This is a genomic window from Noviluteimonas lactosilytica (assembly GCF_020866925.1).
Lineage (GTDB): Bacteria > Pseudomonadota > Gammaproteobacteria > Xanthomonadales > Xanthomonadaceae > Noviluteimonas > Noviluteimonas lactosilytica.
Map to the genome: position 1 here is coordinate 246,314 of NZ_JAJGAK010000003.1, position 23,812 is coordinate 270,125.

Sequence of the window (23,812 nt, forward strand, 5' to 3'; positions counted from 1 at the left end):
CTATGTGATTGAAAGAAATCGTTTTTTGAAACATACGTGCGCGGATGCACTTGACGTGCAAAATTTGCTGCGGCGCAGCAGAAATCGTGCGATTCGTTAGGACACCGCTATTTAGGAAAGCGGGTTCCGCGAAACCGGAAACGAAAACGGGCCCGCGAGGGCCCGTTTCGTTGGTACGGCGAGGCTCGCAGGGAGCCCGGAAGGATCAGCCGGCGCGGAGTTCCTTCGCGATCCGCCCCTGCTCCTGCTTGAGCGCATCGGGCACGCGGTCGCCGAACTCGCCCAGGAAGCCTTCGAGGCTGTCGATCTCCGCCTGCCAGCCAGCGCGATCGAAGTGGAACAGCACGCGACGCGCTTCGTCGGACAGGGTCACGCCTTCCATCCGGATGTCCTCGACCTTCGGCAATGCGCCGATCGGCGTTTCGGTCGCCGAGGCGCTGCCTTCGACGCGACCGATCATCCACTCGAGCACGCGCAGGTTCTCGCCGAAGCCCGGCCACAGGAACTTGCCGTCGTCGCCCTTGCGGAACCAGTTGACGTGGAAGACCTTCGGCAACTGCGCACCGGGCTTGTCGAACGACAGCCAGTGCGCGAAGTAGTCGGCGAAGTTGTAGCCGCAGAACGGCTTCATCGCCATCGGGTCGCGACGCATCACGCCGACCGCGCCGGTCGCCGCCGCGGTCGTTTCCGAACCCATCGCCGCGCCCACGAGCACGCCGTGCGTCCAGTCGCGCGCTTCGAACACGAGCGGCACGAGCGACGCGCGGCGACCGCCGAACACGATCGCGGAAATCGGCACGCCCTGCGCGTCTTCCGCCTTCGGCGACCAGCTCGGGCACTGCCGCGCGGACACGGTGAAACGCGAATTCGGATGCGCCGCGGGCGCATTGAAATCGTATGCATTTCCACGCCAATCAATGGCGGGCTTGCGGTCGTCGAGGCCCTCCCACCACGGCTGGCCGTCTTCGGTCAGGCCGACATTGGTGAAGATGGTGTCGTGCTGGATCGACGCGAGCGCATTCGGATTCGACTTCGCGGACGTGCCGGGCGCGACGCCGAAGAAACCGGCTTCCGGGTTGATCGCATACATGCGGCCATCGGCGCCCGGGCGCATCCAGCAGATGTCGTCGCCGACGGTCCACACCTTCCAGCCTTCGCGGCGATAGCCTTCCGGCGGAATCAGCATCGCGAGGTTGGTCTTGCCGCACGCCGACGGGAACGCCGCGGCGATGTAATGCGTTTCGCCCTTCGGGTTTTCGACGCCGAGGATCAGCATGTGCTCGGCGAGCCAGCCTTCCTTGCGCGCCTGATGCGAGGCGATGCGCAACGCATGGCACTTCTTGCCGAGCAGCGCGTTGCCGCCATAGCCCGAACCGAACGACTTGATCGTCAGCTCTTCCGGGAAATGCATGATGAAGCGGCGTTCCGGATCGAGTTCGCCGATCGAATGCAGGCCGCGCACGAACTGCTTCTCGCGTTCGATGCGCGCGAGCGCCGCCGCGCCCATGCGCGTCATGATGCGCATGTTCGCCACGACGTACGGCGAGTCGGTGATTTCCACGCCGCAACGCGCGAGCGGCGAATCGATCGGGCCCATGCAGTACGGGATGACGTACATCGTGCGGCCGCGCATGCAACCGGCGAACAACGCGTCCATCTTCGCGTGCGCGTCGGCCGGCGCCATCCAGTGGTTGTTCGGGCCGGCGTCTTCGCGCTCGCTCGTGCACACGAACGTGAGGTGCTCCACGCGCGCCACGTCGTCCGGGTGCGAGCGATGCAGCCAGCTGTTCGGGTGGGTTTCGGAATTGAGCGGCAACAACGTGCCGTCGGCTTCCATCTGCTTCACGAGTTCGGCGAACTCGCTGTCGCTGCCGTCGCACCAGTGGATGCGGTCCGGCTGCGTCAGCCGTGCCATGTCCATGACCCACTGGTTCAACGCATCCAACTGGCTGCCCATTGCGGTGTTCTCGACTTCAAGGGAATTGGGGGAATCAAGCTGCGCGGCCATGGCGATCCTGTGTCAGGCCTGGGGGATGAGGGTCGACATCATGTGCTCGACGTAGGCTTCGAACTCGTCGTGCTGCATGTTCATCTGGTGCAGCTGCAGGTTGAGTTGCAGGAAGCCGACGTAGGCCGAATACAGAAGGCGCGCGCGATGCTGTGCATCCGTGCGCGACAGGCCGGCCTGGCGGAACGATGCGGTGAGGTAATCGAGGCGTCGCTCGGACACGCGCACGATCACCGGCTGTACGGCCGGATGATCCATCGCCTTCAGCAACTCGGAATAAATGATGTGCGACTTCGCTTCGTGCGCGACCAGCTGGAACAGCTTGCGCAGGCGTTCTCGGGGATCGGGGATGGGTTCGAGCGAGCCGAACACGGTCTCCTGCTCGACCTTCTCCCAGCGCTCCAGCGCGGCGACCAGCAGTGCTTCGCGCGACGGGAAATGCCAGTAGAAGCTGCCCTTGGTGACGCCGAGGCGTCGGGCCAGGGGTTCGACGGCGACGGAGGCGACGCCCTGTTCCGCGATCTGGTCCAGGGCCGCCTGCGCCCAATCTTCTGCACTGAGGCGCGCGGTGCGTTCGTTGCGGGCGGCGGTTTCGGTCATGGCGCGCAGTTTACCGTACGGTTCCATTCGTCCGAGTATGCGCTCCGCTGAGGGCGACAGACTGTTGACCTGCGGGCGCGTTGACAGCGCTTGGAAGCGCTGACCATACTTTGACGTATGGTGCCTCCGGGCACCGTTCGAATCAACCAATACGTGCGAGCGCCATGCGTTCGCCGGAGGCGCAGATGAGCATCGTGGTCCCCTTCCTCCTGTTGTTGCTCGCGGGCGGTGTCGCGTCTTATCACCGCATGCGGCTTGCCTACTGGGCCGCGGTGACCGCGACCCTGCTGGTCGTCGCCTGGCTGTTCGGCGCGAACGGCGTCGCGACGATCGTCGCCGCCCTGGTGGTTGCGCTGATCGCGATCCCGCTGCTCGTGCCCTCGTTCCGCAAGGCGCGCATCACGACGCCCCTGCTCGGCTTCTACACGAAGATCCTGCCCCCGCTGTCCGACACCGAGCGCACCGCGCTCGAGGCGGGCACGGTCGGCTTCGAAGGCGAACTGTTCTCCGGCAAGCCCGATTGGGACCAGTTGCTCTCGCTGCCCAAGCCGCAGCTCAGCGCGGAAGAACAGGCGTTCCTCGATGGTCCGTGCGAAGAGTTGTGCCGCATGACCAACGATTGGGACATCACCCACGTGCGCGCGGACCTGCCGCCGGAGATGTGGGAGTACGTCAAGAAGCACAAGTTCTTCGGCCTCAACATCCCGAAGGAATACGGCGGCCTCGGCTTCTCGGCGCTGATGAACCACAAGGTCATCCAGAAGCTCGCCTCGATCTCCGCGGTCGTGTCGTCGACCGTCGGCGTGCCGAACTCGCTCGGCCCCGCCGAACTGCTGATGCACTACGGCACCGAGGAACAGAAGCGCGAATACCTGCCGCGCCTGGCCGACGGCCGCGAAGTGCCGTGCTTCGCGCTGACCGGTCCCTTCGCCGGTTCGGATGCCACGTCGATCCCCGACTTCGGCATCGTGTCGATGGGCGAATGGAACGGCGCCAACGTCCTCGGCGTGCGCCTCACGCTCAACAAGCGCTACATCACGCTGGCCCCGGTCGCCACGCTGATCGGCGTCGCGTTCCGCATGTACGACCCCGAAGGCCTGCTCGGCGACAAGCGCGACATCGGCATTTCGCTCGCGCTCGTGCCGCGCGAAACGCCCGGGCTCGAAATCGGTCGTCGCCACTTCCCGTTGAACTCGCCGTTCCAGAACGGCCCGATCCACGGCAAGGATGTGTTCGTGCCGCTCTCGCAGCTGATCGGCGGCGAGGACTACGCGGGCAAGGGCTGGCAGATGCTGATGGAGTGCCTGTCGATCGGCCGCTCGATCACCCTGCCCTCCACCGCGAGCGGCGGCGCGAAGCTCGCGGCCGTCGTCACCGGTGCGTATGCGCGCATCCGCAAGCAGTTCGGCTTGTCGGTCGGTCGCTTCGAAGGCGTCGAGGAAGCGCTCGCCCGCATCGCCGGTCGCGCGTATGCGATCAGCGCGCTCTCGCAGGCCACCGCGGCCGCGGTCGCGCGCGGCGAAAACCCCGCGGTGCCTTCGACGATCGCGAAGTACCACTGCACGCAGATGGGCCGCGACGTCGTCATCGATGCGATGGACGTGCACGGCGGCAAGGGCATCATCCTCGGCCCGCGCAACTACCTCGGCCGCGCGTGGCAGGCCACGCCGATCAGCATCACGGTGGAAGGCGCGAACATCATGACGCGCTCGCTGATGATCTTCGGCCAGGGCGCGATCCTGTGCCATCCGTGGGTGATGAAGGAAATGAAGTCGGCGCAGCTGGCCGATCCGGTCGAGCGCATCGACAGGTTCGACGACGCGCTGTTCGGCCACATCGGCTTCGCGATCTCCAACGCGGTGCGCAGCCTGTGGTTCGGCCTGAGCGCTTCGAAGATCGGCGCCGCGCCCGGCGACGACTACACGCGTCGCTTCTATCGCAAGCTCAATCGCTACTCGGCGAACCTCGCGCTGATGGCCGACACCTCGATGCTGCTGCTCGGCGGCAAGCTCAAGTTCAAGGAATCGCTGTCGGGCCGCCTCGGCGACGTGCTGTCGCAGTTGTACATCTGCAGCAGCATGCTCAAGCGTTACGAGGACGAAGGCCGCCCGGTCGGCGACCAGCCGCTGCTCGCGTGGGCCGTGCACGATTCGGTCAACAAGATCGAGAGCGCGTTGTCGGGTGCGCTGCGCAACTTCCCGATCCGTCCGGTCGGCTGGTTGCTGTGGGCGTTGATCTTCCCGTGGGGCCGCCGCGCGCAGGCGCCGAGCGATCGCCTCGGCCATCGCGCCGCCTCGCTGCTGATGACGCCGTGCGATGCGCGCCAGCGCCTGGCCGACGGCGTGTTCACCGCGCCGACGCCGAACAACCCCGCCGGCCGCATCGACAGCTACCTGCCGAAGGTGATCCTCGCCGAGCCGGTGGAACGCAAGTTCCTCAAGGCGCTCAAGAACAGCGACATCGAAGCGCTCGACTTCGCATCGCAGCTCGACGAAGGCGTGCGCGAAGGCTGGATCACCGCCGACGAACGCAAGCAGCTCGAGGAACTGCGCGCGATGACGCTCGACGCGATCACCGTCGACGACTTCGAAGCGTGGGAACTGCGCTCGGCCGCCTACGAGCGCGAACACGGCGCCGACCACTCGCGCTTCGCCGCGTAACGTGTCGGTGCTCGCGCTCTACCGCCGGATCACGCGCTGGCCCGGCGGTCACTGGATATTCGCGCGCGCCGTGTGCTGGCGCGCGCCGTATTTCGCCAGCATCGCGCCGCGCATCGCGGTGCTGGAACCGGGGCGGTGCGAAGCGTCGATCGCGCACCGCCGCCGCGTCACCAACCACATCGGCACGGTGCACGCGATCGCGCTGTGCAACCTCGCCGAGTTCGCCGGCGGATTGATGACCGACGCCTCGATCCCCGCGTCGATGCGCTGGATCCCCAAGGGCATGCAGGTCGAATATCTCGGCAAGGCGAACGGCACGATGCGCGCCGTCGCCACGCCCGACATCGCGCCGCGCGAATCGACGCAGGGCTACGAACTTCCGGTCACCGTGATCGTCACCGATCCGTCCGATGCGCCGGTGTTCCGCGCGCGCATCGCGATGTGGGTGGCGCCGAAGCGTTAGCGCACGCGACTCAACCCCAGCTCACCAGCATCATGGCGGCGATGGCCGGCAGTGCCTGGATGAAGAAGATGCGCTTGTTCACCGTCAGTGCGCCGTATGCGCCGGCGATGATCACGAACGCGAGGAACAGCAGCACGATCTCGCGCGAGTGCATGCAGAGCCCGTAGACCAGCCCCGCCGCGAGGAAGCCGTTGTACAGGCCCTGGTTCGCCGCCAGCGTGCGCGAGCGCTCCGCGAACTCCGGCGTGAGCTTGAACGTGCGCATGCCGATCGGCTTCGTCCACAGGAACATCTCGAGCACGAGGAACCACGCGTGCAACAAGGCGACCAGTGCGACGACGACGATGGCGGCGTTGGACATGTCAGCGCTTCTTTTTCTTCTTCTTCGAAGTGGACTTCTTCTTCGCCGGCGCCTTCTTCGGCTTCGGCGGTTCGAGCGACTTGTGCCAGGCCTGCAGCACTTCGGCTTCGCGCACCATCGACAGGCCGGCCTTCGGATTCGCGCGACGATCGGCAGGCAGCGCACGCCAGTACGCGAGCGTGTCCGCAGCGGTGACGTCGAGCGGTCGATAGGTCAGCCCAGCGGCCTGCGCCTTGGTGCTGCTCACGCGCCCGAAGCCCGCGTATTCGCCGGTCGGCGGAATCCACACCGGCATGTCCTGCCACGCCGACACCTGGTGCTTCTCGAGGAAATCCGCGGGCACCCACGTCACGGTCGATGTCTTGCCCGCCGCGCGCTGGCTCGCCGCGAGCAGCTCGCCCATCGTCAGCTTGCCCGCGGGCGCGTCGGCGTTGAACGTGCCGAAGCTGCGCATGTCGAGCAGGTGCAGCAGGAACGCCGCGAGGTCGCGCACGTCGATGAACTGCGTCGGATCCACCGCGCTGCCGGGCGCGAGGATCTCGCCGCCGCGATCGGCGCGCGCGGGCCAGTAGGTGAAGCGATCGGTGTTGTCGCCGGGGCCGACGATCAAACCGGGGCGCACCACCGTCACCTTGCCCGGCATCTGCGCTTCCGCCGCCTTCTCGCACAGCGCCTTCAGGCCGCCGTAGGTGTCGCCGGTGACTTCGGTGACGTTCGGATTCGCGAGCGCGATGAGCGGCGCCGTCTCGTCCTGGCCCGGCATGTCCATCTTCGCGTAGACCGAAATGGTCGACACCAGCAGGTACTGGCCGACGCGGTCGGCGAGCAGCTTCGTCGATCGCGTGACGTCGGCGGGAATGTAGGCGGAGGTGTCGAGCACCGCGTCCCACTTGCGGCGGCCCTCCAGCGCGCGCAGGTCGGTCTTGCGATCGCCCTGCAGTTGTTCGATGTCGTCGAACTGATCGCCCGCGAAACGTTCCGGGTTGGTCTTGCCGCGATTGAACAACGTCAGCTTGTGGCCCTTCGCACGCGCGGCTTCGACGAAATGCGGACCGAGGAACCCGGTCCCGCCCAATACCAGGATCGACATCGGATCCCCCGGCTTGCGTTCGACGGGTTTGCGTTGCCTGCGCGCGGCGCTTGCGGGCAGCGCGGCAAGGCTGGCGGCGGCGAGCGTGGCTGCGAGGAAATCGCGGCGGGTCGTCATGGACGCGTGTCTCCTGGTTTCGATGCGCCCGGGAGTGTGCCTTGCAGGCGCACGACGCGCCATGCGCCGAGAGTGAACATGCCCGCGATGAAGACGCCCGCGAGGAACACGACCTGGGACCCGAACAGGGCCAGCGCCTTGTGCAGCCAGACGAACGTGACGTCGCCGGTGCGATAGACGAAGGTGTCGATCGCGGCCTTGGCCTTGTAGCGCCATTCACGTTCGACGCGCGTGTAGATCGTCTCGCGGCCGGGCTTGCCCAGGCCGAATTCGCCGCCGCGCGTGGCCACCTGCACCGCCGCCACCAGCATCGGGAACGGCGAGGCCGCCAGCATGCAGAAGCCGAGCAGCACCGCGAAACCGGGGATCAGCAGCGCGGGCCCGACGCCGAAGCGTCGCAGCAACCAGCGCGTGACGAACAACTGCAGCGTGATCGCGAACAGGTTGATCGCGAGGTCGATGTTCGCGAAGTACGTCGTCGCGCCCGCCGCATCCGCACCGAAGGCGTTGCGGACGATCTTCGCCTGCTCGTTGTACAGCAGCGTGCCCACGCCCACGCCGAAGAACATCAGCATCGCCATCGCGCGCATCAGCGGCACGCGCGCGACCAGGCGCAGGCCCGCCCACACCGAACCACCCATCGCGCGTTCGCCGCTCGCCTCGCCGCGCTCGTGTTCGCGCTTGAGCGCCCACGGACGCAACTTGAAGATGCAGAACAGGCACACGCACAGGAAGCCGATCGACACCAGCATGAGATTCGCCACGCCGACGCGTTCCGCGAACACGCGCGTGATCGTCGGACCCACCAGCGCGCCGACCGTGCCGCCCGCGCCGATGTAACCGTAAATCCCCTTCGCGTGCGCGTTGTCGAACACGTCCGCCATGAAGCTCCAGAACACCGTGACCGCGAACAGGTTGAACACCGCGGTCCAGATGAAGAACACGATCCCGCGCCCCGCCACCTGGTAGTGGAACGCCAGGAAGAACGCGAACAGGCACGCGATGAAGATCGCGTACACCGCGGGCAGGAACACGCGCCGCGGGAAGCGCGCGACGAGCGCGCCGTACAACGGCTGCAGCACCAGCATCACCAGGAACGTGCCGGTGAACAGCACCTGCAGCGTGAAGTCGCCGATGTCCTGGCCGCGCGCTTCCACCCACGCCACCCACGCGCGCGGGAACACCGCGACCGCGTCGCTCGAGGCGCCCATCGCGTCGCGCACCGGGCGCAGCACGTAGTAGCCCGTGAGCAGGCTGAAGAAATAGAGGATCGACCACCACAACGGCGGCGACTCGGCGAGTGCGGCGCGCAGGCCGGGGCGGTCGGTGGGGTCAGCCATCGCCGGCACGTTAGCCCATGGCGCGCGCGGACCGCTACCATCGACACGCTCCCCGTTCGCAGGACCGCAAGTGCACGCTTTCGACTACATCATCATCGGCGCGGGTTCGGCCGGCTGCGTGCTCGCCAACAGGCTGTCCGCGGACCCGAAGGTGCGCGTGCTCCTGCTCGAAGCGGGCCCGCGCGACTGGCACCCCTTCATCCACATGCCCGCGGGCCTGGCCAAGCTGTCGGGGATGAAGCGCGTCAACTGGGACTACGACACCGCGCCCGAACCGGAGCTCGACAACCGCAACCTGTGGTGGCCGCGCGGCAAGGTGCTCGGCGGATCCAGTTCGATCAACGCGATGTGCTACGCCCGCGGCCATGCGCGCGACTACGACGACTGGGCCGCGCAGGGCGCGACCGGTTGGGACTGGGCGACGGTGCTGCCCTATTTCAAGCGCAACGAAGGCAACCGCCGCGGGCGCGATTCGCTGCACGGCGAACTCGGGCCGCTCGCGGTGTCCGACCTGCGTCATGTCAATCCGTTGTCGCGCGTGTTCATCGATGCGGCGGAACAGGCGGGCTATCCGCGCAACGACGATTTCAACGGACCGCGCCAGGAAGGCGTCGGCCTGTACCAGGTGACGCAGAAGAACGGCGCGCGCTGTTCGGCCGCGGTCGCCTACCTGCATCCGGTGATGCATCGCAAGAACCTCGTGGTGCGGACCGATTCGTCGGTTTCGCGCATCACGTTCGCCAACGGTCGCGCGAACGGCGTGACCTGCGCGTCGCGCGGGTTGGCGTACCACTTCGAATGCACGCGCGAAGTGCTGCTGTCGGGCGGCGCGATCAATTCGCCGCAGTTGCTGATGCTGTCGGGCATCGGTCCCGCGGCGCACCTGCGGCAGCACGACATCGCGGTCGTGCACGACGCGCCGCAGGTCGGCGAGAACCTGCAGGACCATCTCGACATCTGCACGCTGCGCCACTCGACGCAACCGATCACCTACGACCGCCTGAGCGACGTGAAGGTCGCGTTCGACTACTTCCTGCGCGGCCACCGCGGCGCGGGCAGCAGTAACATCGCCGAGGCCGGCGGCTTCCTGCGTTCAGCGCTCGCACCCGACGATCGTCCCGACATCCAGTTGCACTTCCTGCCCGCGATGCTCGACGACCACGGGCGCCACCGCCTGGAAGGCGACGGCTACACCATCCACGCGTGCTTCCTGCGCCCGCGCAGCCGCGGCCGCGTTTCGCTGACGAGCCACCACGCCCGTGCGAAGCCGCGCATCGAGGCGCGCTATCTCACCGATCCGGAAGGCTTCGACCTGCGCATGATGCTCGAATGCGCGAAGGTGTCGCGCGCGATCTTCGCCCAGCCCGCATTCGATGCGTATCGCGGCGCACCGATCTTCCCCGCGCGCGACGACCTCGACGACAGCGGACTCGAAGCCTTCATCCGCGCGAAGGCGGAAACCGTCTACCACCCCGTCGGCACCTGCCGCATGGGCAGCGACGCGGCGTCGGTGGTCGATCCGCAATTGCGCGTGCGCGGCGTGGAAGGCCTGCGCGTGATCGACGCGAGCGTGATGCCGACGCTGATCGGCGGCAACACCAACGCGCCGACGATGATGATCGCCGAGCGTGCGGCGGATTTGATCGTGGGGGCGTGAGGCTCAGAGCCAGAGCGGGAAAAGGGAAACGAAAAGCGGGAAACGGGAGACAAGGTCTCGTCGCGCTTTGGCTGTCGATGAGCCGAAGGGCGATCTTCGGCTCATCGAAAACAGACTCGTTGCGAATCTGCCGTTCCCGTTTCCCGCTTCTTGTTTCCCGCTCTTCGTTTCCCGCCCCCCGCTCTCCTGCTAGGCGCGCTCCAGCATCGGCGGCAGCGGGCAATGCAGCACCGCACAGATCGTGCGGAGCAGTTCCGCTTCCGCCACCGTCACCTGGTTGTCGTGGCCGATCGTCGCGACGAGGCCTTCGACGACCGCCTGTTTCGCCAGCGGATCGAGCGCGTCGAGCGGCGCCCACACCGCGTCGAGCGCGAGCACGCCCTCCTTGCGCGGCAGGTACGGCAAGTGGTCGTGCTGCAACACGCGCTCGATGCCCTTGAGATAGGCCGCGCGCGCATCGCCTTCGTTGTCGTGGCCGCACTGCGCGACGACGCACAGCAAGGTCGCGACTTCACGCTTCACGCCGGTGAGCTTGGTGCGCCCGAAACGCGCGTGGCGCGAAGGATCGAGCGATTCGCGCACCTGCACCTGCAGCAGGCGCGCGAGGCAGAACTCGAACAGCGACACCTGGCCGTCGGTGTGCACCACCGCTTCCACGGTATCGAGGAACACGTCGAGTTCCGGGCGCGGGCGCAGGCGCAATTCCGGGAAGGCGATCGACGCGAGCGGCAGGCGCAGCGCGGCGTGCAAGTCGGCCAGGTGCTGCGCGCGCAGTTGCGATGCATCCTCGGCCATCGCAAGACCGAGGCGCGCGGCGATCTCTTCGCGCTGCAGCGTGCGCAGGCGCTTGTCGTCGTCGAGCAGCAGGGCGAGCAGCAGCGGCATCACCGTGTCGCGGCGACGCGCGAGCGCGCGCACCTCGGCGGGGATCGTCCCGACGATCGCGTCGGCGCGCTTGTAGTCGTCGGGCGCCGGATGCGCGACCTGCGCGACCACCATCGGCGGCGTCACCGCGAAGGTCGTAGTCTCCGAAGGCAATCGCCCCGCGCCCTTCGGTGCGAGCCCGAGTTGCACGTCTTCCTCCAGCCCGTTCGGCGGCACGTCCATCCACTTGCGGTGCAGCGTTTCGAGTTGCTCGGAACGGAAGCCCGGCTCGAGCGCCTGGATGCGTTCGAGCAGCGGCGGATGCGTCGCGAACAGGCCGGAGAACCCGACGCCATCGCCGAACAACATGTGGCTCACTTCCTCGGCGTCGTTGCGATCGGCCAGGCGCGCGCCTTCGTCGAGTCCGCCGATCTTCTTCAGCGCACCGGCGAGGCCGTCGGTCTGGCGCGTGAACTGCACCGCCGACGCATCGGCGAGGCGTTCGCGTTCGCGGCTCAGCCCCGCCTTGATCATGCGACCGAAGAACAGGCCGATGTAGCCGATCACCATCGCGACGAGCGCGGCGACGAGGATCGCGCCCGCGCCCCTGCCCCGCCCGCTGCCGTGCAGGAGGATCTTCCGTCCGATCAGCCCGATCATCAGGATGCCGAACAATACGCCCATCAGGCGGATGTTGAGGCGCATGTCGCCGTTGAGGATGTGGCTGAACTCGTGCGCGACGACGCCCTGCAATTCGTCGCGATTGAGTTTGTCGAGCGCGCCGCGCGTCACCGCGACCACCGCGTCCGACGGCGAGTAGCCCGCGGCGAACGCGTTGATGCCCGCTTCGTGTTCGAGCACGTAGATCTTCGGCACCGGCACGCCGGAGGCGATCGCGATTTCCTCGACGACGTTGCGCAGGCGACGCAGGTTGAAGTCCTGCGTGTCCGCCGACACCGGCACGCCGCCGAGTTGCAGCGCGACGGTCTCGCCGCCGCCGCGCAACGAGGCGATGCGATACAGCGAACCGAGCCCGATCACGCCGAGCGTGAGCACCGTCGTCGTGAACAACAGCGCCGCGCGCTCGCCGGGCAACGGGTCTTCGCCGATGCCGTAGACGAGGTACGCGGCGAAGTCGACCGCGAACACGATGCCCAGCACCGCGAGCCCGAACAGCACGACCAGGCGCGACGAGCTCCGGCGCGCCGCCGCCTGGCGTTCGAAGAAGTTCATGCGGACCCTGCCGTCAGGTCAGAACTGCACCTTCGGCGCGGCGCGCACTTGCGCCTGCTCCGCGGCCGGGATCTCGAGCGACGCGGCGGGCTGGAAGTTGAACATCCCGGCGAAGATCGAGGACGGGAACACTTCGCGCTTGTTGTTGTAGCCCATCACCGAATCGTTGAAGGCCTGGCGCGCGAAGGCGACCTTGTTTTCGGTCGAGGTCAGCTCCTCGGTGAGCTGCATCATGTTCTGGTTGGCCTTGAGGTCCGGGTAGGCCTCGGCCACCGCGAGCAGGCGGCCCAGCGCACTATTGAGCGCACCCTCCGAGCTTCCCAGTTCGGCCATCGCCGACGGGTCGCCCGGGCTGGCCTTGGCGGCCGACAGGCCCGCCATCGCGGCCCCGCGCGCGGCGATGACCGCCTCCATCGTCCCCCGCTCATGGGCGAGGTACCCCTTCACGGTCTCCACCAGGTTGGGGATCAGGTCGAATCGGCGCTGCAGCTGCACGTCGATCTGCGCAAAGGCGTTCTTGTAAGCGTTCCGGGCCGTGACCAGCCCGTTGAAAATGCCGACCCCCCACATCACCAGCACGACCAGAATTGCGAGCAGGATCAGGAAAATCCACATCACACTTCCCCTTGTTCATGCAAAGCGCGGAACTGGCGCTATGATCGGCCAGCAATTCGCAGCATACGCAGGGGGCAAGCCCGATGAAAGGCGCGACGGATCGGGGTGCAACGAAGCGTGACGCCTCTGGCGAACCGCAAGGCCAGCGCGTAGCCGGCCACCGCGCCTGGCGCGCGACGCTGGTCGGCCTCCTGCTTCCCATCGCCGTCGGCTCCGCGGCACAGACCCCGCCGCCGGCGAGCGCGCCCGTCGCATCGGTGCCCGCCGTTGCGGTGAAGCCCGCGCAGGCCGTTCCGGCCACCGGCGTGCAACTCGCTTCCGTCCTCGTGCCCAACCCGACGCCCGTCGCCAGCGGTTTCGACGTGCGCGTGTACGAAGACATGGCGCAGCAGCTCGTCGCCGACCAGCGCATCCCCGGCATGGCGATGGCGATCGTGAAGAACGGACGCATCGTGTCGATGCGCGGCTACGGCATCACCGACACGCGCGCGGCCGAACCGATCGACTCGCACACCGTGTTCCGCCTCGCGTCGTTGTCGAAGTCGTTCGCGGGCACGATGACCGGCCTGCTCGTCAACGACGGCGTGATCCGCTGGGACAGCCGCGTCAACGACTACCTGCCCGAGTTCCGCCTGCAGAACGAATACGCGACGCAGCGCCTCACCGTCGCCGACGTGCTGAGCCATCGCACGGGCCTGTCGCACAACGCGTTCGATCGCGACCTCGAAGGCAACGTCGACTACCGCACGCTGACGCAGAAGCTCGCCTACGCGCCGGCCAAGTGCCTGCCGGGCGACTGCTACGGTTACCAAAACATCGCCTTCAGCCTGATCGGCGACGTGGTGTTCGCGGCGACCGGCGCGTTCTATCCGCAGGAAGTCGAACGTCGCATCTTCAAGCCGCTCGGCATGAACGATGCGAGCCTCGGCCTCGAAGGCATCGAAGCGAGCCCGCGCTGGGCGAAGCCGCACGTGCGCGGCCGCGGCGGCTGGGTGTCGCTGATGCCCAAGCCTTCCTACTACCGCGTCGCGCCGGCCGCCGGCGTCAACGCGAGCATCTCCGACATGGCGCAGTGGTTGCTCGCGCATGGCGGCCACCGTCCCGACGTGCTGTCGGCGCCGCTGCTCGCGACGCTGCATGCACCGCTGGTGTCGACGCCGGGCGAGATGCGCGGCTCCTGGCGCCGCGCACGCCTCAACGCCGCGAGCTACGCGCTCGGCTGGCGCGTGTACGACTACTCCGGCCACCAGCTCGTCTTCCACGCCGGCGCCGTGCAGGGCTATCGCGGAATGATGGCGCTGCTGCCGGAACGCGATGTCGGCATCGCGATCCTCTGGAACAGCGAGAGTTCGCTGCCCACCGGCCTGCTGCCGACGATCCTCGACGGCGCGATCGGCATGCCGTCGCAGCGCTGGCTCGATGTCGCGCCGTTCGACGAAGGCCTGTACGCCTCGCGCAACCAGCAGCCGACCGACGACGCCGGCGCCGACGCATCGACCGCGACCGCCGCGCCGCGTTGATCGCACGCGAGGCGCGCATCGCGCCTCGCCGAAAGAATCCCGCCCAATAAAAAACCCCACCCCGCCTGGGCACGCGGGATGGGGCTCGATTACGGCTTCGGGGTTTCTTACATCATCGGCATGACGGGCGCCGGCATGTTCACCGGGGCCGCCTTGCGCGACGACTTGCGGGCTTTCTTCGCTGCCGGCTTCTTGGCGGCCTTCTTGGCAGCGCGCTTCTTGGTGGCCTTCTTCGCGGCCTTCTTGGCAGGACGCTTGGCGGCCTTGCGGGCCGTCTTCTTCGCTGCGCCCTTGCGCGCCGTCTTCTTGGCAGTCTTGCGAGCAGTCTTCTTGGCAGCCTTCTTCGCGGTCTTGCGGACGGCCTTCTTCGCAGTCTTGCGCGCGGTCTTCTTCGCGGCGGACTTGCGGACGGTCTTCTTCGCAGCCTTCTTGGCGGTCTTCTTGGCGGTCTTCTTGGCGGCCTTCTTGGCGCCGGCCTTGCGGACAGCCTTCTTCGCGCCCTTGCGAGCGGTCTTCTTCGTCGCCTTCTTGGCGGACTTCTTCGCAGCTTTCTTCATGGCCATGGGATGGCTCCTCGTCAGTGGACTTGCTTGGCTAGTACTGCTGCCCAGTTCGAAGCGACATCGCGGGAGTCGGACCCGCGATCAACCGCCGACGCGCCAGGCGCGCCGGGACGGATTCGGCTTGCCGCGAGCCTGCTCGCGGCAATAAAAAACCCGCGGCGCAACGCATCGCGGGTCTCGTTGATTCTGGTCTTCTGCGTTTTCGCGAGGGAAACGAAGCCTGCGTCCACCGTCATGAAGATCCGGGCGGAGGTCCGTTTTGTCTTGCTCGTTGTCGTGTTGTATTGACTCACTCGCTACCGCAGGGTGGCTGCTTGCGGCGAAACCTAATTACGGTTTTTTTCTTTGTCAACAACCCCCTACGATTTTTTTCCTCGCGCTCAGGGGCGCAAGTGGGTAGCGGGCGGGCGACGAACGGTCATGCGCGGTGTCGCGAACAGTGCATCGATCGGTCGATCGCGCATGTCACTGTTGCAAAAAACATCTTGTTTTACGCATTCGAAGAAAAACGCGAAGCGTTGCGTGCGATCTCGCGCACGTCGTCGCGTCGGTGCGCGTCGCGGGTGTCCGAAGGGGCAACGCGGGTCGCGCGACGACCCGAAAATATTTTTCGCAATGACGCATCGCAGCACCCGATTCGAGGCGAACTGCGCAAACTTTCGACGCCTTCCGAAACGATTCCGGCCGCACGAGGCGGCCGGATCGAAGTGCCGCGACATGCGCGGCGAAGGTTGTCGCGAACGACTCAGTGGTCTTCTTCCTCGAGCAGTTCGGCGTAGTCGTCGGGACCGAGGAGTTCGTTGAGCTGCTCCGGTTCTTCGGCTTCGACGACGAACAGCCAGCCATCGCCGTAGGCGTCTTCGTTGATCGTTTCCGGCTTGTCGGCGAGCGCCGCGTTGACCTCGACGATCTTGCCGGTGACCGGCGTGTACACGTCCGACGCCGCCTTCACCGACTCGACGACGGCAACGGCGTTGCCGGCTTCGACGCGGTCGCCGACGTTCGGAAGTTCGACGTACACCAGGTCGCCGAGCAGGCCCTGCGCGTGGTCGGAAATGCCGATGGTGACTTTGCCGTCGCCTTCGACGCGCGCCCATTCGTGGGACTTCATGAACTTCAGGTCGCCGGGGATCTCGTTCATCGGGGGGTGCTCCGTGCTGCGTCGTTCGTGGGGTTGGGGTGGGCAGATTCTAATCAGATTTCTTCGGGCGCAATCAGATGCCGGGCTGCGGCTTGCCGTCGCGCACGAAGGGGAACTTCACGATGCGCACCGGCACTTCGCGGCCGCGGATGTCGACGCGCACGGCGGCGCCTTCGAGGTCGCCGGCCGGGACGCGCGCGAAGGCGATCGCCTTGCCGAGCGTCGGCGAGAACGTGCCCGACAGGATCTCGCCTTCGCCGTGCGGCGTCAGCACCTTCTGTCCGTGGCGCAGCACGCCCTTCTCGTCCATCACCAGGCCGATCATCTGTCGCGGCACGCCGTTTGCTTTCTGCGCTTCGAGCGCGGCACGGCCGGTGAAGTCGCGGCCTTCGTCGAGCGCGACGGTCCAGGCGAGCGCCGCTTCGAACGGCGTGACGGTGTCGTCCATGTCCTGGCCGTAGAGATTCATGCCCGCTTCCAGGCGCAGCGTGTCGCGCGCGCCGAGGCCCGCGGGCTTCACGCCGGCGTCGAGCAACGCGTTCCAGAACCCGACCGTGCGTTCCTGCGGCACGAGGATCTCGAAGCCGTCTTCGCCGGTGTAACCCGTGCGCGCGACGAACAGCGGCACGCCGTCCTTCGACGTCGCTTCGGCAGCGGCGAAGCGCGCGAGCTTGCCGGCTTTTTCCGCCGACGCCGCGTCGAGCAGGCCGAGCACGCGCTCGCGCGCGGTCGGACCCTGCACGGCGACGATGCCGAGTTCGGGGCGCTCGACGACAGCGACGTCGAACGCCTTCGCTTCCTGGCCGATCCACTGCAGGTCCTTGTCGCGCGTCGCCGCGTTGACGACGAGGCGGAACCACTGCTCGCCCATGAAGTACACGATCAGGTCGTCGATCACGCCGCCCTGCGGATTGAGCATCGCCGTGTACAGCGCCTTGCCCGGCGCCTTGAGCTTGTCGACCGAGTTGGCGACGAGGTTGCGCAGGAAGTCGCGCACGCGTTCGCCCTTCAGGTCGACGACCGTCATGTGCGAGACGTCGAACATGCCGGCGTCCTGGCGCACGAGGTGGTGTTCGTCCACCTGCGAGCCGTAATGCAACGGCATGTCCCAGCCGCCGAAGTCGACCATCTTTGCGCCGAGCGCGCGGTGGGTGTCGTTGAGGATGGTCTTGCTCGTCATCGCGTGCTCCGAAAGCGAAGGCCGCGTGGGGCGGCCGGAAGCCCGCGATTATCGCACTACCGCCAAGCTCAGCCGGCCCGCACTCAGCCGGCCGCGTCGCCCCGCACCGCGTCCACGCGCAGCGTCATGCCGTCGGCCGAGACCACGCGGACCGGCGTGCCCGCGGGCAGGTCGGGGCCGGAGACGTCCCAGAACGCATCGGCGATCTGCACGCGCCCGTGGCCGTCGACGATCGCGCGGTCGAGCGGGACCACGCGACCGATCAGCGCGGCCGTGCGGCGGTTGAGGATCGGGTCGCCGCCCGCGAGTGCGCGCCTGCCGCGGAACCAGCGCCGCCACACGAAGATCGAGACGAAGGCGAGCGCCGCAAACAGGCACGCCTGCACGAGCACCGACAGCCCGGGCACCACGAGCACGATGAGCAGCACCGCGGTCGCCGCGAAGCCGAGCCACAACATGAAGGCGCCGGGCGCCAGCACCTCGCCCGCGAACAGCAGCAGCGCGATCGCCGCCCACCAGAACACGTCGCCGCGCATGGGTCAGCCTCCCGTGCGCGGCGAAGCGCCGGCGGCCGGTGCAGCGACGCGCGGGGCCTGGCGTTCGAACGCTTCGCGCGCGAGTTCCGCGATGCCGCCGATCGAACCGATCACGCCCGCCGACTCCATCGGCATCAGCACGAACTTCTGGTTCGGCGCCTCGGCCAGCGACTTGAACGCCTCGATGTATTTCTGCGCGACGAAGTAGTTGATCGCGTTGACGTTGCCGCCCGCGATCGCGTCCGAGACCATTTGCGTCGCCTTCGCTTCGGCTTCGGCAAGTCGCTCGCGCGCTTCGGCCTGGCGGAACGCGGCTTCCTTCTGGCCTTCGGCTTCGAGGATCGCGGCCTGCTTGTCGCCTTCGGCGCGCAGGATCTCGGAGGCGCGATGGCCTTCGGCTTCCAGGATGTTCGCGCGCTTCTCGCGCTCGGCCTTCATCTGGCGCGCCATCGAGTCGACGAGGTCGCGCGGCGGCTGGATGTCCTTCAACTCGATGCGGTTGACCTTGACGCCCCACGGATGGGTCGCCTGGTCGACGGCCACCAGCACCTTCGCGTTGATCTCGTCGCGCTTGGACAGCGACTCGTCGAGGTCCATCGAACCGATCGCGGTACGGATGTTGGTCATCACCAGGTTGAGGATCGCGACTTCGAGTTGCGCGACTTCGTAGGCGGCCTTCGCCGCGTCGAGCACCTGGAAGAACACGATGCCGTCGACCTTCACGACCGCGTTGTCCTTGGTGATGACGTCCTGGCTCGGCACGTCCATCACCTGTTCCATCATGTTGATCTTGCGCCCGATGCCCTGGTAGACCGGCACCAGGAAGTGCAGGCCGGGCGACAGCGTGTGGGTGTAGCGGCCGAAGGCTTCGACGGTCCACTCGAAGCCCTGCGGCACCATGCGGACGGCCTTCATCACCATCACCAGGCCGAAAAAGACGACTACCGCGCTCAGGATCCAGCTCAACGACATCGCGACGCTCCCCATTCCATGTCTGGCCGGAGTATAGGGTCGGTCCGTGCCACCGGCATTGCGACGCTTTCCCGCCCTCCGGCATCCACGTCTGTCAGATGACCGACCAACCCCCGAATCCCGCGCGATCGAGTTTCGCCATCGACGTCCCCGACGCCCTGCTCGCCCGGGCACGGGCCGGGGATCGCGCGGCGTTCGAACAGCTCTACCGTTGGTTCGAGCGTCCGGTGTTCACCCTGGCGCTGCGCATCGGCGGCGACCGGGAGGAGGCGCGCGACGTGTTGCAGGAGACGATGCTCAAGGTGATCGGCCGCATCGGCGAGTTCCGCGGCAGCAACGGCAGCCCGTTCTGGGGCTGGCTGCGGCAGATCGCGATCAACGAAGCGCTGATGCGCCTGCGCCGCGACAAGCGCCTGGCGCAGGAGGTCGGCATCGACGACACCGACGTCTTCTCCGAGGACACGGCGCCGCCCCCGCCCGCCGCGGCCGACGCCGCGCTGCTGCAACGCGCGATGGCGAACCTGCCCGCGGCGACGCGCAGCGTGCTGTGGCTCTATCACGCCGAGGGTTACACGCACGAGGAGATCGCCGGCCTCATGCAACGCACCCCCAGTTTTTCGAAATCGCAACTCGCGCGCGGCACCCGGAAGCTCCGGACCGCGCTCGCGATCGAGGAGGATCTCCATGCCTGACGACACCCGCAACCACGACGGCCGCGTGCCCGGCGACTGGAACGCCGCGTTCGCCGCCATGCCGCTCGAACGCCCCGAAACCGACGCGTGGGCCGACATCGCCGCGCGCATGCCTGCATCGCGCAAGGCATCGCCGTGGATCGCGCGCATCGCCATCGCCGCGGCGCTCGCGCTTGCGGTGGTGGTGCCGCTGCGCATGCTCGATCCCGCGACGCCCGCCTCCGTCGATGCGCGAGGGGTGCAGGTCGCATCGGCGACGTCGACGTCGACGTCGACATCGACGCAAGCGCCGACGCCCGCCGGCGATTCGCTCGAAACGCTGTACGCGCAGTCCGCGCAACTCGAAGGCCTGCTTGCCCTGGCGCGCGACGAGAACGTCGCGACGGGTGCGGCGATCGAAGTCGGCGCCGACCTCGACAACGAACTTGCGCGCATCGATGCGCAGCTTCGCGAGCCCGGCCTGGATCCGACGCGCCAGCTCGCGCTGTGGCGCGCGCGCGTCGACACACTGCGCTCGGCGGTGAGCTTCGAATCGACGCGCCGCTGGCTCGCCGCGAACGGCGAACGCTACGACGGCGCACTCGTGCAGGTCGATTGAATTTTTCCCGGGCATGGCCTGCGACGCTTTCACGCACCGCCACATCCATGCCATCGGACCCACACACGCAACCCCTGAGGACCGCATGAAGACCACTCGTTCCACCGCGCTGCTCGGCGCCTGCATCGCACTCGCGCTGGCCGGCACCGCCGCCGCGCAGACCCCTGCGCCGAAGGTGAAGGTGTCGGTGAAGCCCGACGCCGCGGAGCAGGCGCAGCTCGAAACCGCGCGCAAGGACATGGAGCGCGCCGCGAAGCGCTACGCCGAACTGCAGGTGAAGTACGGCGAAGAAGTCCGGGACGTGCACGTGTTCCAGCGCCACATGGCGAACAAGCCGGTGATCGGCGTCGTGCTCGCGCCGGATGCGCAGGGCGGCGTGCGCGTGGCCGGCGTGACGCCGGACAGCGGCGCGGCGAAGGCCGGCCTCAAACCGGGCGATCGCATCACCGCGGTCGGCGGCACGCAGGTGCTCGGCAACAGCGGCGACCTGCGCCTCGCGAACGCGCGCAAGTTGTTCGCCGGCCTCGGCGAAGGCAAGCCCGTGCGCATCGACTACGTGCGCGCCGGCAAGACAGCGAGCACCAACGTCACGCCGAAGCTCGAACAGAACGTGTTCTGGGTCGGCGCACCGGGCGAAGGCGGCCCCGGCATCCGTCGCATCCAGGTGCCAGGCGTCGACGACGGCCTGCGCCAGGAAATCGTGCGCATCCAGGGGCCGTGCAGGGGCAAGGATTGCAAGGTCCCGATGATGGCCGAAGCCTTCCGCTGGAGCGGCCTCAACCTCGCGTCCGTCGATGCGAAGCTCGGTCGCTACTTCGGCACCGACCGCGGCGTGCTGGTCATCAGCGCCGGCAAGGAACTCGAAGGCCTGCAGGCCGGCGACGTCATCCAGAAGATCGACGGCAAGACCGTCGGCACGCCGCGCGAAGCGATGGATGCGTTGCGCGCGAAGGACGCCAACCAGATGGCGCTCGTCGAATACCTGCGCGACAAGCGCACTGCAAGCACGCGCGTGAAGGTGCCGGAAGCCGGCGTCTTCATGGTGCCGCCGCCTCCGCCCGCGCCGCCGGCGCCGCCGTCGCTGCCGCGCATGAAGGCGCCGCCCGCACCGCCGGCCCCGCCCCCGGCACCGGCCGCGGCGTTCATCGACGACGACGGCAAGGTCACGACGTTCAAGGACGCGCGCATCGCGTACGCATACACCGCGGGCAACGGCGCGGAGATCGAACTCGTCGAAACGCTGCCGCCGGCGGAAGGGTCGTACTCGTGGACGACCGAGGACGGCGCGGACGTGATCCGCAACGTTCGCATCGAAACGATCGAGAAGGTCGACGCGAAGTAACGCTTACGAGGTCGCGGCCTCGAGCCGCGACCACGTCGCATCGTCGAAGCGTTCGGCCAGGTCGAGCGCTTCGAGGTTCTGCAGCAGTTGCGCGACCTTGGTCGCGCCCAGCATCACGGTCGACACGTGCGGATTGTGCAGGCACCACGCGATCGCCAGCGGCGCGGGCGCAACGCCGAGTTCCTCGGCCACCTTCGTGAAGCGTTGCGCGCGTTCGACGCGCTTCGCTTCCGGATCGCTCAGCAATGCGTCGCGCAGCCACGCATAGCTGCCTTGGGCGAGCCGCGAATCCACCGGCACGCCCTTGTTGTACTTGCCCGTCAGCAGGCCGGAGGCGAGCGGCGACCAGATCGTGGTGCCGAGGCCGAGTTCCGAATACAGCGGCGCGTATTCGAGTTCGACGCGTTCGCGATGCAGCAGGTTGTACTGCGGCTGCTCCATCGTCGGCGCGACCAGGTGGTGCGCGCGCGCGACCTTGTGCGCTTCGCGGATCGCCTGCGCCGGCCATTCCGACGTGCCCCAGTACAGCACCTTGCCCTGGCGCACGAGCGTGTCCATCGCCCACACCGTTTCCGCGATCGGCGTGTCCGGATCGGGGCGATGGCAGAAGAACAGGTCGAGGTAATCCACGCGCAGGCGACGCAACGCTTCGTGGCAGGCGTCGTGCACGTGCTTGCGCGACAGGCCGCGTTGCGTCGGCGCCGGGCGATCGACCGCGCCGAAGTACACCTTGCTCGACACGCACCAGCTGTCGCGCGGCAGGCGCAGGTCGGCGAGCGCGTCGCCCATCACCCGCTCGGCCTCGCCGTTGGCGTAGGTCTCGGCGTTGTCGAAGAAGTTGATGCCGTGGTCCCAGGCCGCGGCGAGCAGTTCGCGCGCCTCCCCTCGCCCGACCTGGTTGCCGAAGGTCACCCATGCGCCGAAGGACAGCGCGGAGAGTTGCAGGCCGGAAGCGCCGAGGCGGCGGTACTGCATCGATGCACCTGTTCAGGACACGGGGCGGTCGAGGATACGACTTTTGTTTGCGGTGTATCCTCGCGCCGGGGAAGAAGGGGAGCAGGATGCGTTCGACGACAGCCGGCCGCCGTTTCAGCGAGATGCTCGAACAACTCGTCTCGCGGCCCGACGAAGTGATGCTCGAAGTCGGTGCGGGCGGCGAGTTGCTCGTCGCGCGCCTGCGCGTCGCGGTCGCCGCGATGCTGCTCCTGTTGCCGCTCGCCAACGCGATGACCGGCGGGCAGTTCAGCGAAACGCTCATCGGCCTCGCCGGCGCGGTGTTCGTCAACGTGTTCTCGCAGTTGTGGCTCGCGCTGGCGCGGCACGGACGGCGATTCCGCTGGCTGCCGTTCGCCTCGGGCGCGTTCGACGTCACCGCGACGACGCTGGTGCTCCTGCTGCTCGCCTGGAACCACCTGCCCTCCGGCCTCAACAGCATGATCGTGTGGTGCGGCTACCTGCTCGCGATCGCGCTGACCGCGCTGCGCAACGACGGTCGCGTGACGTTGTTCGTCGGCGCCCTCGCCCTGGTGGAGTACGCGCTGCTCACCGCCGGCGTGTTCGCGATCGCCACGCCCGACCAACTGGTCTCCAGCGACTACGGCACGGTGACGCTGGGCAACCAGTTGCAGCGCATGGTGCTGCTCGTGGCGTCCACCCTGATCACCGCGGTGGTCGTCTATCGCATGCAGCGCCTGGTGGAGATGTCGGGCACCGACGGTCTGACCTCGCTGCCGAACCGCACGTGGCTGCTGCATCGCTTCCCGCGCCTGCTCGACGCCGCGCGCCGCGACGGCGTGAGCCTGTGCGTGGCGCTCATCGACCTCGACCACTTCAAGCGCATCAACGACGAGATCGGTCATCACGCGGGCGATCGCGCGCTGTTGCACGTGGTCGACCTCGTGCGCGATTCGATGGAGGAAGGCGAATGGTTCGCGCGCCTGGGCGGCGAGGAATTCGTGCTCGTGTTGCGCAAGCCGCTCGGGACTTCGTGGGAACGCGTCGATGGTTTGCGCCGCGCGTTGTTCTCGCGGCGCTTCGTGCCCGACCAGGGCGCCGATCCGATCCTCGTCACCTTCAGCGCCGGCGTCGCGAGCTTCCCGCACGAAGCCAGCGACCTGTCGGGACTGCTGCGGCGCGCCGACCTGCGCCTCAATTCGGCCAAGGCCGCGGGCCGCAACAGAGTGCTCGCGCGCGACGCGTGAGGACTTCGCGCCGATAGCTTCGGCTTCCTGAACGCGCGAGGCGGGCCGTTTCGGTTGCC

Annotated in this window: 21 protein-coding genes; 8 read left to right on the forward strand and 13 right to left on the reverse strand. The window is 67.6% G+C overall.

The features are described from left to right. Window positions 1–205: 205 nt before the first annotated feature. Both LK996_RS13105 and LK996_RS13110 read right to left on the reverse strand, forming a co-directional pair. Complete coding sequence (locus tag LK996_RS13105) at window positions 206–1,957, reverse strand: phosphoenolpyruvate carboxykinase (GTP) (protein ID WP_230527986.1); 1,752 nt, start codon at window positions 1,955–1,957, stop codon at window positions 206–208. Window positions 1,958–2,020: 63 nt separating this feature from the next. Beyond that, a complete protein-coding gene (locus tag LK996_RS13110; RefSeq protein WP_230527806.1) occupies window positions 2,021–2,608 on the reverse strand; it encodes a TetR/AcrR family transcriptional regulator in 588 nt (195 codons plus the stop codon). A 185-nt stretch (window positions 2,609–2,793) separates the two neighbouring features. Here LK996_RS13110 and LK996_RS13115 point away from each other — a divergent pair, with 185 nt between their 5' ends. Continuing rightward, window positions 2,794–5,268 carry an acyl-CoA dehydrogenase gene (locus LK996_RS13115; protein ID WP_230527807.1) on the forward strand — a complete coding sequence of 825 codons (2,475 nt, stop codon included), beginning with the start codon at window positions 2,794–2,796 and terminating at the stop codon, window positions 5,266–5,268. A 1-nt stretch (window position 5,269) separates the two neighbouring features. Continuing rightward, window positions 5,270–5,731 carry a hotdog fold domain-containing protein gene (locus LK996_RS13120; protein WP_230527808.1) on the forward strand — a complete coding sequence of 154 codons (462 nt, stop codon included), beginning with the start codon at window positions 5,270–5,272 and terminating at the stop codon, window positions 5,729–5,731. A 10-nt stretch (window positions 5,732–5,741) separates the two neighbouring features. Here the strand turns inward: LK996_RS13120 and LK996_RS13125 are convergent, their stop codons facing one another. Genes LK996_RS13125 through LK996_RS13135 form a run of 3 tightly spaced genes read right to left on the reverse strand, consistent with a single transcriptional unit; the run spans window position 5,742 to window position 8,648 of the window. Then, on the reverse strand, window positions 5,742–6,092 hold the full coding sequence (locus tag LK996_RS13125; protein WP_230527809.1) for a DUF1304 domain-containing protein: 351 nt from the start codon (window positions 6,090–6,092) through the stop codon (window positions 5,742–5,744). A 1-nt stretch (window position 6,093) separates the two neighbouring features. Next, window positions 6,094–7,299, reverse strand: coding sequence for an NAD-dependent epimerase/dehydratase family protein (locus LK996_RS13130; RefSeq protein WP_230527810.1), 1,206 nt, complete (start codon window positions 7,297–7,299; stop codon window positions 6,094–6,096). After that, the gene (locus LK996_RS13135; protein ID WP_425493776.1) at window positions 7,296–8,648 is read right to left on the reverse strand and encodes an NTP/NDP exchange transporter; all 1,353 of its coding nucleotides are present in this window, start codon (window positions 8,646–8,648) and stop codon (window positions 7,296–7,298) included. Before LK996_RS13135 ends, LK996_RS13130 begins: the two co-directional genes overlap by 4 nt. 61 nt (window positions 8,649–8,709) lie before the next feature. On the opposite strand from LK996_RS13135, the gene LK996_RS13140 reads away from it, so the two are divergent. Next, window positions 8,710–10,296, forward strand: coding sequence for a GMC family oxidoreductase (locus LK996_RS13140; RefSeq protein ID WP_230527812.1), 1,587 nt, complete (start codon window positions 8,710–8,712; stop codon window positions 10,294–10,296). Between the two features lie 189 nt (window positions 10,297–10,485). On the opposite strand, the gene LK996_RS13145 is transcribed toward LK996_RS13140, so the two are convergent. Both LK996_RS13145 and LK996_RS13150 read right to left on the reverse strand, forming a co-directional pair. After that, the gene (locus LK996_RS13145) at window positions 10,486–12,393 is read right to left on the reverse strand and encodes a M48 family metallopeptidase (protein ID WP_230527813.1); all 1,908 of its coding nucleotides are present in this window, start codon (window positions 12,391–12,393) and stop codon (window positions 10,486–10,488) included. Window positions 12,394–12,411: 18 nt separating this feature from the next. Continuing rightward, a complete protein-coding gene (locus LK996_RS13150) occupies window positions 12,412–13,008 on the reverse strand; it encodes a LemA family protein (protein ID WP_230527814.1) in 597 nt (198 codons plus the stop codon). A gap of 83 nt (window positions 13,009–13,091) precedes the next feature. Between LK996_RS13150 and LK996_RS13155 the strand changes: the two genes are divergently transcribed. Then, window positions 13,092–14,528 (forward strand): serine hydrolase domain-containing protein, encoded by a 1,437-nt coding sequence (locus LK996_RS13155; protein ID WP_230527815.1) that lies wholly within the window; start codon window positions 13,092–13,094, stop codon window positions 14,526–14,528. 107 nt (window positions 14,529–14,635) lie between these two features. On the opposite strand, the gene LK996_RS16785 is transcribed toward LK996_RS13155, so the two are convergent. The 5 genes from LK996_RS16785 to LK996_RS13180 all read right to left on the reverse strand — a co-directional run bounded on the left by LK996_RS16785 (window position 14,636) and on the right by LK996_RS13180 (window position 18,920). Continuing rightward, the gene (locus LK996_RS16785) at window positions 14,636–15,091 is read right to left on the reverse strand and encodes a hypothetical protein (RefSeq protein ID WP_230527816.1); all 456 of its coding nucleotides are present in this window, start codon (window positions 15,089–15,091) and stop codon (window positions 14,636–14,638) included. Between the two features lie 745 nt (window positions 15,092–15,836). Continuing rightward, entirely contained in the window at window positions 15,837–16,232 is a 396-nt protein-coding gene (gene gcvH / locus LK996_RS13165) for a glycine cleavage system protein GcvH (protein ID WP_230527817.1), read from the reverse strand. A 73-nt stretch (window positions 16,233–16,305) separates the two neighbouring features. Continuing rightward, entirely contained in the window at window positions 16,306–17,412 is a 1,107-nt protein-coding gene (gene gcvT, locus LK996_RS13170; protein WP_230527818.1) for a glycine cleavage system aminomethyltransferase GcvT, read from the reverse strand. 83 nt (window positions 17,413–17,495) lie between these two features. Further along, window positions 17,496–17,948 (reverse strand): NfeD family protein, encoded by a 453-nt coding sequence (locus LK996_RS13175; protein ID WP_230527819.1) that lies wholly within the window; start codon window positions 17,946–17,948, stop codon window positions 17,496–17,498. A gap of 3 nt (window positions 17,949–17,951) precedes the next feature. Beyond that, the gene (locus LK996_RS13180) at window positions 17,952–18,920 is read right to left on the reverse strand and encodes an SPFH domain-containing protein (protein ID WP_230527820.1); all 969 of its coding nucleotides are present in this window, start codon (window positions 18,918–18,920) and stop codon (window positions 17,952–17,954) included. 98 nt (window positions 18,921–19,018) lie between these two features. Between LK996_RS13180 and LK996_RS13185 the strand changes: the two genes are divergently transcribed. The 3 genes from LK996_RS13185 to LK996_RS13195 all read left to right on the forward strand — a co-directional run bounded on the left by LK996_RS13185 (window position 19,019) and on the right by LK996_RS13195 (window position 21,552). Further along, complete coding sequence (locus LK996_RS13185; RefSeq protein WP_230527821.1) at window positions 19,019–19,612, forward strand: RNA polymerase sigma factor; 594 nt, start codon at window positions 19,019–19,021, stop codon at window positions 19,610–19,612. Continuing rightward, on the forward strand, window positions 19,605–20,210 hold the full coding sequence (locus LK996_RS13190) for a hypothetical protein (RefSeq protein WP_230527822.1): 606 nt from the start codon (window positions 19,605–19,607) through the stop codon (window positions 20,208–20,210). Before LK996_RS13185 ends, LK996_RS13190 begins: the two co-directional genes overlap by 8 nt. Window positions 20,211–20,295: 85 nt before the next feature. Then, window positions 20,296–21,552 (forward strand): PDZ domain-containing protein, encoded by a 1,257-nt coding sequence (locus LK996_RS13195; protein WP_230527823.1) that lies wholly within the window; start codon window positions 20,296–20,298, stop codon window positions 21,550–21,552. A 3-nt stretch (window positions 21,553–21,555) separates the two neighbouring features. Here LK996_RS13195 and LK996_RS13200 read toward each other — a convergent pair whose 3' ends face one another. Beyond that, window positions 21,556–22,527, reverse strand: coding sequence for a potassium channel beta subunit family protein (locus LK996_RS13200; RefSeq protein ID WP_230527824.1), 972 nt, complete (start codon window positions 22,525–22,527; stop codon window positions 21,556–21,558). Between the two features lie 86 nt (window positions 22,528–22,613). On the opposite strand from LK996_RS13200, the gene LK996_RS13205 reads away from it, so the two are divergent. Continuing rightward, window positions 22,614–23,753, forward strand: a complete 1,140-nt coding sequence (locus tag LK996_RS13205; RefSeq protein WP_230527825.1) for a GGDEF domain-containing protein — start codon at window positions 22,614–22,616, stop codon at window positions 23,751–23,753. Window positions 23,754–23,812: the final 59 nt, after the last annotated feature.

Bases quoted from the DNA above. Each gene is read 5' to 3' on its own strand.
- LK996_RS13105 (WP_230527986.1), bottom strand. From the start codon at position 1,957: ATGGGCAGCCAGTTGGATGCGTTGAACCAGTGGGTCATGGACATGGCA.
- LK996_RS13110 (WP_230527806.1), bottom strand. From the start codon at position 2,608: ATGACCGAAACCGCCGCCCGCAACGAACGCACCGCGCGCCTCAGTGCA.
- LK996_RS13115 (WP_230527807.1), top strand. From the start codon at position 2,794: ATGAGCATCGTGGTCCCCTTCCTCCTGTTGTTGCTCGCGGGCGGTGTC.
- LK996_RS13125 (WP_230527809.1), bottom strand. From the start codon at position 6,092: ATGTCCAACGCCGCCATCGTCGTCGTCGCACTGGTCGCCTTGTTGCAC.
- LK996_RS13130 (WP_230527810.1), bottom strand. From the start codon at position 7,299: ATGACGACCCGCCGCGATTTCCTCGCAGCCACGCTCGCCGCCGCCAGC.
- LK996_RS13145 (WP_230527813.1), bottom strand. From the start codon at position 12,393: ATGAACTTCTTCGAACGCCAGGCGGCGGCGCGCCGGAGCTCGTCGCGC.
- LK996_RS13150 (WP_230527814.1), bottom strand. From the start codon at position 13,008: ATGTGGATTTTCCTGATCCTGCTCGCAATTCTGGTCGTGCTGGTGATG.
- LK996_RS13155 (WP_230527815.1), top strand. From the start codon at position 13,092: ATGAAAGGCGCGACGGATCGGGGTGCAACGAAGCGTGACGCCTCTGGC.
- LK996_RS16785 (WP_230527816.1), bottom strand. From the start codon at position 15,091: ATGGCCATGAAGAAAGCTGCGAAGAAGTCCGCCAAGAAGGCGACGAAG.
- gcvH (WP_230527817.1), bottom strand. From the start codon at position 16,232: ATGAACGAGATCCCCGGCGACCTGAAGTTCATGAAGTCCCACGAATGG.
- gcvT (WP_230527818.1), bottom strand. From the start codon at position 17,412: ATGACGAGCAAGACCATCCTCAACGACACCCACCGCGCGCTCGGCGCA.
- LK996_RS13175 (WP_230527819.1), bottom strand. From the start codon at position 17,948: ATGCGCGGCGACGTGTTCTGGTGGGCGGCGATCGCGCTGCTGCTGTTC.
- LK996_RS13180 (WP_230527820.1), bottom strand. From the start codon at position 18,920: ATGTCGTTGAGCTGGATCCTGAGCGCGGTAGTCGTCTTTTTCGGCCTG.
- LK996_RS13185 (WP_230527821.1), top strand. From the start codon at position 19,019: ATGACCGACCAACCCCCGAATCCCGCGCGATCGAGTTTCGCCATCGAC.
- LK996_RS13190 (WP_230527822.1), top strand. From the start codon at position 19,605: ATGCCTGACGACACCCGCAACCACGACGGCCGCGTGCCCGGCGACTGG.
- LK996_RS13195 (WP_230527823.1), top strand. From the start codon at position 20,296: ATGAAGACCACTCGTTCCACCGCGCTGCTCGGCGCCTGCATCGCACTC.
- LK996_RS13200 (WP_230527824.1), bottom strand. From the start codon at position 22,527: ATGCAGTACCGCCGCCTCGGCGCTTCCGGCCTGCAACTCTCCGCGCTG.
- LK996_RS13205 (WP_230527825.1), top strand. From the start codon at position 22,614: ATGCGTTCGACGACAGCCGGCCGCCGTTTCAGCGAGATGCTCGAACAA.